This is a genomic window from Streptomyces albidus (ex Kaewkla and Franco 2022) (assembly GCF_013870515.1).
Lineage (GTDB): Bacteria > Actinomycetota > Actinomycetes > Streptomycetales > Streptomycetaceae > Streptomyces > Streptomyces albidus.
In genome coordinates this window covers 1-10,435 of sequence record NZ_JACBXA010000211.1, presented here as the reverse complement: position 1 = coordinate 10,435, position 10,435 = coordinate 1, and the positions used below count along the sequence as shown (strand labels likewise).

Here is a 10,435-nt window from a genome sequence, read left to right as displayed (position 1 = left end):
ACGAGAGCGCCGAGCCCCCGGGGGAGTCGCTGCCCGCGCTGCGCGAGGCCTACCGCTCCGCGTCCCAGCTCTACGAGAAAGTCGGTGTCGGGGCCGACCTGCGCGCCGAGCAGGCCCGCGCCGAGGGCGACGAGTCGGCCGCCCTCGCCACCCTCGACCGGCTCACCAACAAGGTCCGCACCCGCGCCGCTCAACTCCTGGAGGGTCCCGACGGCGCGGACGGCCCCGCACGCCAGGCCGCCGCCTCACGTGCCGAGTCGCTGGTCCAGATGCTGGAGTCCAGGGCGGCCGGAGCGAGCGAGCAGCTGGGCAGGCTGCGCGGAGAAGCGGAGCGCCTGGCGCCGGCCGACGGCGACGCCCACACCGAACTGCCCGGTGAGCGCGAGCCCGCCGACGTCGAGCAGGCGCAGAGCCTCCTGCGTACGGCCAACACCGAACTGGCCGCACACAGCGACGAATTGGAAGCCGCGCGCGCCGCGCACTCCGACCTGCTGCGCTCCCACCGCAGTGCCCAGGAGGCCGCCGACGGATTCGACGAGACCGCCGCCATGCTCCGCGATCTCCTGCGTGACCCGCAGACGTGCGCACCGCAGGAAGGTGAGGATGCTCCCGAGCCCTACCCGGGCACGCCCGCGGACGCCCGTCAGGCCGCGGCCGAGTCGCGCCGTTCGCTCCGTGGCTGCGCCGGCGACCTGTCCGCCACCGAGCAGTCCGTGCGGGAGGCCTGCGACGTGCTCGTACGGCACGCCAACTCCTCACGCTACGAGCAGGTGCGCACCCCCGCCCGGCAGCAGATCCGTGAACTCCCCGCCGCTTCCCTGCCCGAGCACGCCGTGGCCTGGGCAGACGCCTTCGCGCCCCGACTCCGGGTGCTGACAGACGAGTTGGAGCAGCTGGAGCGCAACCGGGACAGCATCGTGGACCGGCTCCGCGGGCTCGTGGAGTCCTCCCTGGCCACGCTCCGCTCCGCCCAGCGCCTCTCGCACTTGCCGGGAGGGCTGGGGGAGTGGTCGGGGCAGGAGTTCCTGCGCATCCGCTTCGAGGACCCGGACCAGGGCACGCTGTCGGAGCGCCTGGGCGAGGTGATCGACGAGGCCACCCGCGCCGCCGTCCGTAAGAACTCCGACCTGCGCCGTGACGGGATGTCGTTGCTGCTGAGGGGAGTTCACGCCGCCCTTCAGCCGCGCGGCGTGTCCGTGGAGATCCTCAAGCCGGACGCCGTGCTGCGGGCGGAGCGTGTGCCCGTCGGCCAGATGGGAGACGTCTTCTCCGGCGGTCAGCTGCTGACCGCCGCCATCGCGCTCTACTGCACCATGGCGGCGCTGCGCAGCAACGACCGCGGCCACGACAGGCACCGGCACGCGGGCACGCTCTTCCTCGACAACCCCATCGGCCGCGCCAACGCGACGTATCTGCTGGAGTTGCAGCGGGCCGTCGCCGACGCCCTGGGAGTCCAACTGCTCTACACCACGGGGCTGTTCGACACCACGGCGCTCGCCGAGTTCCCCCTCGTGATCCGTCTGCGCAACGACGCCGACCTGCGGGCCGGGCTGAAGTACATCAGCGTCGAGGAGCATCTGCGGCCGGGTCTCCCTCATCAGGACCCGGGCGGTGAGACGGTCCACGGCGAGATCACGGCCACGCGGATGTTCCGCAGGCCGGAGCAGGCCGACGGGGAGCCCCGCGTTCCGGCGCAGGCGGAACCGCGCGACGAGCCCTGACGCGGCGGGGCGGGCTCCCGGGAGCCCGGGCTCTCCCGCTCCGCGTTCAGACGGGTCTGTCCTCGTGCTCCTGTCTCTGTCTCACCACGCGGGGGCGGGTGCGGGCGGCGCTGCTCGGTTCGGAGAGGACCCCGTGCCGCTGCCTCCACACCTGCCGGGTCACCCATACGTCAAGCACGGCCCAGGTCGCCACGATGGTGCTGGCGACCGTGGAGATCACCATCGGGAAGGCGAGCCACACGGCTGCCAGCGAGCACAGCACGGCGATCATCAACTGCACGAGCGTGACGGCGACTATGACGAGCGCGCGCACCGCGGCTGTACGCACCGGATCAGGCAACCGAGGCTTTGTGTACATGGCTCCTTCACTCCCCCCTCACCAACTCCCACACGTTTCCATGCGCGTGTGCCGCGCCACAAACCGGAATCCCGGTTGGGGCATCGCTGGACATCTCAGGATGAGGCGCCCTGGGCGGTCGGTTTCACGCCCGGACACATCTACGACTAGGTCACCCGTGAGTAGTAGGCTCACGCCGTTTGCTGTCGAAACTCGCCCCCGAGCGCAGGGGGTTGACTAGGGGAGGCCATGCGCTTTCGCGGTAGGTCAATCCGCCGGAAGATCGTGGTGCTGTTGCTGGTGCCGCTGCTGTCCCTGCTGTCCATATGGGCATTCGCCACGTACCTCACCGGCCGTCAGGCACAGGAACTGCTCAGCGTCGTCAACACAGTCGACCAGGTGGGCGACCCTGCGCAGGACGCCGCCCAGGCGGTCGAGCGCGAGCGGCGGCAGCTCATGGTCTACCTCGCCGACCCGCGGGGCTCCGAGGCGCTTTCCCAGCTGAAGAAGCAACAGCGGGACACCGACGAGCAGATCAGCACGCTGCGTTCCAACGCCCGTGACGCCGGGGTGCGTTCGAGCCTGACCGACAGCGCCTACGCCCGGCTCGACGCGATGCTCGAGAAGTTCGAGGGCCTGAAGAAGGTCCGCGCGCAGGCGGAGGAGAACACACTGACGCGCGGCGGCGCGTTCCAGGCGTACAACGAACTCATCGACCCCTGCTACGCGTTCCTCAGCGCGCTGGGCGGACTCAACGACGTCGACCTGGACAAGCAGGGCCGTGCCCTCGTAGGCCTCATGAGGGCTCGCGAATACCTCGCCCGTGAGGACGCGTTGATGGGTGCCGCGATCGCCTCGGGCGAGATGACCAAGGGCGACCGGCGTGCCTTCTCCGACCGGGTGGCCGAGCGCAACCTCACCTACGACACCACCCTCTCCGAACTCCCCGCCGAGGAGCGGCAGTACTTCGACGCGTACTGGAACGGAACCGACGGCCGCACGCTGCGCAGCTATGAGGACGCCATCATCGCGGCGGGCAGCAAGGGCAGCGACGACGTCGTCAACGCGGAACGCTGGTCGTCGGCGACCTCCACGGTTCTCACCGACCTGGAGCGGATGAACTTCGAGGCCGGCGACCGCTACGAGCAGCGTGTGCAGCCCGCCGCCACCAGGGTGCTCATCCAGGCGGGCGCCGCCGGAGTGCTCGGTGCCGCCGCCGTGCTCGCCTCGGTCATCATCTCGTTCCGCGTCGGCCGCAGCCTCGTACGGGACCTTCGCAACCTGCGTCGGGAAGCCCAAGAGGCAGCAGGCGTACGGCTGCCGAGCGTCATGCGGCGCCTCGCCGCGGGCGAGGCGGTCGACATCGAGACCGAGGCGCCGAAGCTGGACTACCCGCAGGACGAGGCCGGGCAGGTCGGTCAGGCGGTCAACACCCTCCAGCGCGCTGCGGTCGAAGCGGCCGTCAAGCAGGCGGGCATGCGCCGCGGCGTCTCCGACGTGTTCGTCAACCTCGCCCGCCGCAACCAGGTTCTGCTGCACCGCCAGCTCACCCTCCTCGACCACATGGAGCGGCGGACCGAGGACTCCGACGAGCTGGCCGACCTCTTCCGGCTCGACCACCTCACGACCCGCATGCGCCGCCACGCGGAGGGCCTCGTCATTCTCTCCGGCGCCGCTCCCTCCCGGCAGTGGCGCAAGCCGGTGCAGTTGATGGACGTCGTGCGGGCAGCCGTCGCCGAGGTCGAGGACTACGAGCGGATCGAGGTGCGGCGCCTGCCGCGCCTGGCGGTCGACGGCGGTTCCGTCGCCGACCTCACGCACCTCATCGCCGAACTCCTGGAGAACGCCACCGTGTTCTCGCCGCCTCACACGGCGGTGCAGGTCCTCGGCGAGCGCGTCGCCAACGGCTACACCCTGGAGATCCACGACCGCGGTCTGGGGCTGGCAGCCGACCAGCTCCTCGAGGCAAACCTCCGGCTCGCCGAGACACCCGAGTTCGAACTCTCCGACACCGACCGGCTCGGCCTGTTCGTCGTCTCGCGGCTCGCGCAGCGTCAGGGCGTGAGGGTCTCGCTCCAGCCCTCACCGTACGGCGGCACCACGGCCGTGGTCCTCGTCCCCGGGCGGATCCTCACCGAGACCTCCGACTCCGACGACGACCGGGGAGCACCGGACCGTCCGGGCAAGGGGATCGCGGGATCGCGTCTGGACGCCCTCACCCGCGGACCCAGCGCCGCGCTGGACGGGGGAGCGGGCAGGCAGCGCCTCGCCCTCGACGGCCCCGTCGAACTCGAGGCGCCGCTGGCCGAGTTGGAGAACGGCGGTCGCCGGCACAGCGAGCCGGACACAGACGGAGACATTCACAGCAACGGCCACACGAACGAGCCCTGGCCCGCCGAGAGGGACAAGCACGCCGGCCGGGCAGGGCCGGGCGTCTCCCGTGGCGGCCCGGTACGGCGCGTGGACAGTCCGTCGACGACGAGTGCGAGGTCCGGAGCCGAGCAGCATCAACAGGCCCGTGACGAGGCCCACTCCTCACGGCGCGCGACCGACGGCGACCAGACGGGCGGGCTCGCACCGCTGCCGCGCCGGCGCCCGCAGACGCCCGTACTCGTCTCCGATCACGGCCGCACCGTCGACAACGGCGAACGCGCCCGCCACGAGGCCCCGGATTCGCGTACGGAGGAGAACGAGGACACGGTGTCTCGCACCGACAGCTCCTCCGAAACGGATTCCGCGCCGTCGGCACCCACCGGAGCTGCACAATCCGGTACGGTCGGCGGTCTGCCGCGCCGCGTCCGGCAAGCCAGCCTGGCACCCCAGCTCAAACGGGACTCGGGCGAGGGCGAATCCACACGCGGCGAACGCGCCCCGAGGAAGCAGGACTTGACCGACCGGGACGCGGATCAGGTACGCAGCCGGATGGCATCGCTCCAGCGCGGCTGGCAGCGAGGCCGCAACGCCAACGCCTCGGCGGACGAGGCGGCGGAGTCAGCACCAGGAACGACACCGGAGGGGGACGGTCGATGACCGCACCGAAAGCCACAGCGAACACAGCCCCGGGAAGCGGTGAACTCAACTGGCTCCTGGACGAGTTGGTCCAACGCGTCGGCAGCATAAGCAAGGCGCTCGTGCTCTCCGGCGACGGACTGGCACGAGGCGCTTCGCAGGAGCTGACACGGGAGGACGGCGAGCACCTGGCCGCCGTGGCTTCCGGCTTCCACAGCCTCGCCAAGGGCGTCGGCCGGCACTTCGATGTCGGCGGCGTACGGCAGACGGTGGTGGAGCTGGAGGACGCCTTCCTCTTCGTCACGGCTGCCGGTGACGGCAGTTGCCTCGCCGTCCTGGCCGACGCCGACGCCGACGTCGGTCTGATCGCCTACGAGATGACGCTCCTGGTCAAGCGGGTCGGTGCGCACCTGGGCACCGCCCCCCGGTCGGGTCCACCCAGCCACCCCAGTGGCAGCTGACGGGATCTGACAGGACTCAAGTGATGACGGACCGCTGGTTCGACGACGCCGCAGGGCCTGTGGTGCGGCCGTACGCCATGACGCGCGGCCGCACCCGCAGCAGCTCCGATGAGGCACGTCTCGACCTCATCGCGCTGGTGATCGCCCAGAGCGCGGACGGTGAAGGGGATGCGAAACCCGGGGAGAGCGGGATCGGCGCGGGGCATGGTGTCGGGCACGCTGTCGGCGACACCGACGGCGGCGGCTTCCACCACAACGCCGATCTGCACGCGGACAGCACCCTGGCCCCCGAGCACATCGACATCGTCACGAGCTGCCGCCGCTCCCCCCAGTCCGTCGCCGAACTCGCCGCGGAACTCGACCTCCCGGTCGGAGTCGTGCGTGTCCTCATCGGGGACCTCATCGACGCGGACTGGGTCCGCGTCAGCCGCCCCGTACCTCCGGCGGAACTGCCGGACGAAAGCATTCTCAGAGAGGTAATCGATGGTCTTCGGGCGCTCTAAGCGCGGCGCCGGCACGGCGTCGCCCGCCGAACCGGTGACGCTGAAGATCCTGGTGGCGGGGGGCTTCGGCGTCGGCAAGACGACGCTCGTCGGAGCGGTCAGCGAGATCAAACCGCTGCGCACCGAGGAGACACTCACCGAGGCAGGCCGCCCGGTGGACGACACCGCGGGGGTGGAGGCCAAGACCACCACCACCGTCGCCATGGACTTCGGCCGCATCACCATCAACGACGGCCTGGTGCTGTACCTGTTCGGCACGCCCGGTCAGGACCGCTTCTGGTTCCTGTGGGACGAGCTGGCGCAGGGCGCTCTCGGCGCGGTCGTGCTCGTCGACACCCGGCGGCTGGAGGACAGCTTCGCGGGGATCGACTACTTCGAACGCCGCCGCATCCCCTTCACGGTCGCCGTCAACCACTTCGACGATGCCGAGCTGTACCCGGCAGAGGCCATCCGCGACGCTCTCGACCTCGACGCGGAGGTGCCCGTCATGGTGTGCGACGCGCGGCGCCGGGAGTCTGTGCGCGACGTACTGGTCTCGGTCGTCGAGCACGCCCTGCGCCGTGCCACTCCGGCCTCACAGGAAGCGGAACCCCGCCCCGCCAGCGCGCGCTGAGCGCACATCGGGCGGAGCGGGGCTCAGGTGTGCCTCGCGGTGCTGCCGTGGACGGCCTGCGTCAGTCGCCGTCCTCCAGCCAGCCGAAGCTGCGCTTCACCGCCTTGCGCCAGTTGTGGTACTCGCGCTCACGGACGTCCTCTTCCATGTGGGGTGTCCACTCCGCGTCCTTCTTCCAGTGGCTGCTCAGCTCGTCCAGGTCGGACCAGACCCCCGTCGCCAGCCCGGCGGCGTACGCGGCTCCCAGGCAGGTCGTCTCCGCGACCACCGGCCGGATCACGGGAACCCCGAGCACGTCCGACTGATGCTGCATCAGCAGGTTGTTCGCGGTCATGCCGCCGTCGACCTTGAGGCTGGTGATGTGCACACCGGAGTCCTGGTACATGGCGTCCACGACCTCACGCGTCTGCCAGCTGGTCGCCTCCAGCACGGCCCGCGCCAGGTGCCCCTTGGTGACGTAGCGGGTCAGGCCCGCCACGACGCCGCGGGCGTCCGAGCGCCAGTACGGCGCGAACAGCCCGGAGAACGCGGGGACGATGTACGCGCCGCCGTTGTCGTCGACGCTCGCCGCCAGCGTCTCGATCTCCGAGGCCTCACGGATGATGCCGAGCTGGTCGCGGAACCACTGGACGAGCGCACCGGTGATCGCGATCGAGCCCTCGAGACAGTACGAGGCGGGCTCACCGCCCAGCTGGTAGGCCATGGTCGTCAGCAGCCCGTTCTTGCTGGCGACCGGGCGCTCCCCGGTGTTGAGCAGCAGGAAGGAGCCGGTCCCGTAGGTGTTCTTCGCCTCGCCGACGTCGTAGCAGGTCTGGCCGAACAGGGCCGCGTGCTGGTCGCCGAGCGCGGAGGCCACGGGCACGCCGGCGAGCTGGCCCACGGCGGTTCCGTACACCTCCGCCGAGGACCTGATCTCCGGAAGCACCGACGCGGGGACGTTCATGGCGTCGAGGATCGACTGGTCCCACTGGAGGGTCTCCAGGTTCATCAGCATGGTGCGCCCGGCGTTGGTGACGTCGGTGACGTGCACTCCGCCGTCCGTCCCGCCGGTGAGGTTCCAGATGAGCCACGAGTCGATGGTGCCGAAGGCGATCTCGCCCGCGTTGGCGCGGGCCCTCAGCCCTGAGACGTTGTCCAGCAGCCACGCCACCTTCGGACCGGCGAAGTAGCTGGCCAGCGGCAGCCCCGTACGGTCGCGGAAGCGGTCCTGGCCGTCGGCGCCGCCCAGTTCGTTGCACAGCGCGGCGGTACGTGTGTCCTGCCAGACGATGGCGTTGTGCACGGGCTGTCCGGTCGCCCGGTCCCACAGCACCGTCGTCTCGCGCTGGTTGGTGATGCCCAGGGCGCTCAGCTGGTCCGCTCGCAGGCCGGCCTTGGCGATCGCCCCGGCGACCACCGCCTGCACCTTGGCCCAGATCTCGGTGGCGTCGTGCTCGACCCAGCCCGGCTTCGGGAAGATCTGGCGGTGCTCGCGCTGGTCGACGGCGACGATGGCACCGTCCTGGTTGAAGATGATGCAGCGGCTGGATGTGGTGCCCTGGTCGATTGCGGCGACAAACTTGTCCGACATGGTCGCGTCCCCTTATCCGGAACCGAAATGCTGAAGTGCCTCCGAAGGCCGGAAGGCCCCGGGAGAATCAGAAGGCTTTTCCGAAATGCCGCGGCGATCGTGGCCCGGCGGCCGGTCCCGTCCCGCGTCCGTCCCGCCTTGCCTCCCCGACGAGCGTGACGGTGGGTTTCATCGCAGCTGAGAGGCCCTCAAGGTCATTCACATCATGGACGTTCAGGGCGGCGGAGGTCATTGACATCACGGCCGTGTCGGAGTGATCAGAACCGTATTGCCCCCGGAATCCGGCCCCGCGACGGACGAGCGGCAAAGACCGGACGATCCGTCACGGCAGCCTGATGCGGTGATGCCGTGCCGCGATGCGCAGATCGCGCTCGATGGCGGCGGCCGTCAGGCGCAGCAGGGGAAGGAGGGTGCTCCGCGTCTCCTCGGCCGGCTCGCTGCCGGAGTGCTGCGCGACGTTGAGGGCGGCGACGACGCGACCGTGCGCGTCGCGCAGAGGGACGGCGACCGAGCGGAGGCCCGGTTCGAGTTCCTCGTCGATGACGGCGTACCCCTTCGAGGCGACCTCGTCGAGGACGGCCGCGAGCGGGGCGGCCGAGGTGACGGTGTGCGGGGTGAGCGCGCGCAGATCGCTGCGGGCGACCACTCGACTGCGTTCGACGGCGGGCAGACCGGCGAGCAGGACCCGTCCCATGGCTGTGGCGTAGGCGGGCAGACGGGTGCCGAGAGTGATGTTGACGCTCATGATGCGGATGGTGTGCACGCGCGCCACGTACTGGATGTCCTCGCCGTCCAGGACCGTCACGGACGCCGACTGGTGCACGCGGTCCACCAGTTGCCGCAGGTGCGGTTGCACGAGGTCCGCGAAGCTGAGCCCGCTCAGATGCGCGTAACCCAGCTCCAGGACGCGCGGAAGGGGACGGAAGAGGCGACCCGAGCAGTGCACGTAGCCCAGCGCCTCCAGCGTCAGCAGGGACCTGCGTGCCGTGGCCCGTGGCAGGCCTGTCGCGGTGGCGAGGGCGGACAGCGGAAGACCCTCGTCACGCGCTTCACCGAGAGCGCGCAGTACGGAGAGCCCCCTGGCGAGCGACTGGAGGAAGCCGGAGCCGAGCTCGCCTTTTCCGGCCGGTGCCCCGCGCCCGTCCTGCAGCGCTTCGGGAGCGGTCGCGGCGGAGGCTTGCGGCTGGTGCCCGGCGGCAAGGGCGCTCTCCATACCGGCCGCCGCCTCTCGCAGCCGGGGCAGGAACCGTTCGGCGAGCTGCCCCGCATCGTGCCTGCTCGTATGGCTGACGACGCTCAGCGCGCAGGCGACGCGGCCGGCCGGGTCCCGTACGGGCACGCTGACCGCGATCAGTCCCGGCTCGATCAGCTGGTCGTCCAGTGACCAGCCGTCCTTGCCGGCCTGCCGGCACCGTCGGCGGAAGCCGGCTTCCGTGCCCGTGCCTGCGGTGTGACTCGCCGGCAGCGGTGGGAAGTTCTCCTCCTCGGAGCCGGCGGCCCTGCGCGCCCGCCAGGCTCCCCAGCCGGACTCCTCCCAGGCAGACGCGAACAGGGCGCCGGGTGCGCACCGTTCGGCGGGCAGGGCGTCTCCGATGCGGAAGGCCAGCGACATGGTCCTGCGGCGGGTGGCCTGTGCGATGAACCGTACGTCCGCCCCGTCGGGGACGGCCAGGGAGACCGACTCGTCGAAGGTGTCGGCCAGTTGCACCACCCGGTCCGCGAGGGCGTCCGAGAGCCCGCCGGCGGAGAGGTAGGCGTTGCCGAGCTCCATCAGAGGGGGCGCGAGCGCGACCTCCTGCCCGTCGAAGCGCAGATAGCCGATGCGGCCGAGGGTGGTGATGATCCGGTCGACCGTGGACCGGGCGAGGCCCGTCGCGTGTACGAGGTCACCGGGCCGTGCCTTCTCCCGCCCGGGGCGCGACATCGCGCGCAGGACGGTCAGACCGCGTTGCAGTGGCCGTACGACCTCGGTGCCCGCCCGCTCCCGGCCGGGGGCCGTCCCCTGCATCCCTTGCTCCTTGGACAGTCCGCTCCGAGACGGAAGCCGGCCGGAGCCGTACGTTCGGCGACGTCCAGAGCCGTTGACACCGGCACCGGGCGGTCGGAGACTCCCGCATATCGATTATGAACGAAAGTTCACCTGGCGAACACCCCGGACTCCCAGCTGACAACGCTTCGCTCCGTCCCCGCGCTGAACCGCCCGCCTCTCGGAAGGGACCAG

At 70.8% G+C, this 10,435-nt stretch carries 7 protein-coding genes and 1 pseudogene; 5 read left to right on the top strand and 3 right to left on the bottom strand.

Annotated elements, in window-relative coordinates; all coding sequences use genetic code 11:
* Positions 1–1,721, top strand: a pseudogene (locus H5J26_RS23850) (hypothetical protein); the annotation flags it as partial.
* 46 nt (positions 1,722–1,767) lie between these two features.
* Here H5J26_RS23850 and H5J26_RS23845 read toward each other — a convergent pair.
* Entirely contained in the window at positions 1,768–2,079 is a 312-nt protein-coding gene (locus H5J26_RS23845; protein ID WP_181768008.1) for a hypothetical protein, read from the bottom strand.
* A 228-nt stretch (positions 2,080–2,307) separates the two neighbouring features.
* Here H5J26_RS23845 and H5J26_RS23840 point away from each other — a divergent pair, with 228 nt between their 5' ends.
* The 4 genes from H5J26_RS23840 to H5J26_RS23825 are packed head-to-tail and all read left to right on the top strand — an operon-like array spanning position 2,308 to position 6,644.
* On the top strand, positions 2,308–5,088 hold the full coding sequence (locus H5J26_RS23840; protein ID WP_181768007.1) for a nitrate- and nitrite sensing domain-containing protein: 2,781 nt from the start codon (positions 2,308–2,310) through the stop codon (positions 5,086–5,088).
* Complete coding sequence (locus tag H5J26_RS23835) at positions 5,085–5,528, top strand: roadblock/LC7 domain-containing protein (RefSeq protein ID WP_181768006.1); 444 nt, start codon at positions 5,085–5,087, stop codon at positions 5,526–5,528. Before H5J26_RS23840 ends, H5J26_RS23835 begins: the two co-directional genes overlap by 4 nt.
* Positions 5,529–5,551: 23 nt before the next feature.
* Positions 5,552–6,031 carry a DUF742 domain-containing protein gene (locus tag H5J26_RS23830; protein ID WP_181768005.1) on the top strand — a complete coding sequence of 160 codons (480 nt, stop codon included), beginning with the start codon at positions 5,552–5,554 and terminating at the stop codon, positions 6,029–6,031.
* Positions 6,012–6,644, top strand: a complete 633-nt coding sequence (locus H5J26_RS23825) for a GTP-binding protein (protein WP_181768004.1) — start codon at positions 6,012–6,014, stop codon at positions 6,642–6,644. Before H5J26_RS23830 ends, H5J26_RS23825 begins: the two co-directional genes overlap by 20 nt.
* Positions 6,645–6,705: 61 nt before the next feature.
* Here H5J26_RS23825 and glpK read toward each other — a convergent pair whose 3' ends face one another.
* Both glpK and H5J26_RS23815 read right to left on the bottom strand, forming a co-directional pair.
* The gene (glpK, locus tag H5J26_RS23820; protein ID WP_181768003.1) at positions 6,706–8,214 is read right to left on the bottom strand and encodes a glycerol kinase GlpK; all 1,509 of its coding nucleotides are present in this window, start codon (positions 8,212–8,214) and stop codon (positions 6,706–6,708) included.
* A 322-nt stretch (positions 8,215–8,536) separates the two neighbouring features.
* Positions 8,537–10,222, bottom strand: coding sequence for an IclR family transcriptional regulator domain-containing protein (locus H5J26_RS23815; RefSeq protein ID WP_181768002.1), 1,686 nt, complete (start codon positions 10,220–10,222; stop codon positions 8,537–8,539).
* Between the last annotated feature and the right edge of the window lie 213 nt (positions 10,223–10,435).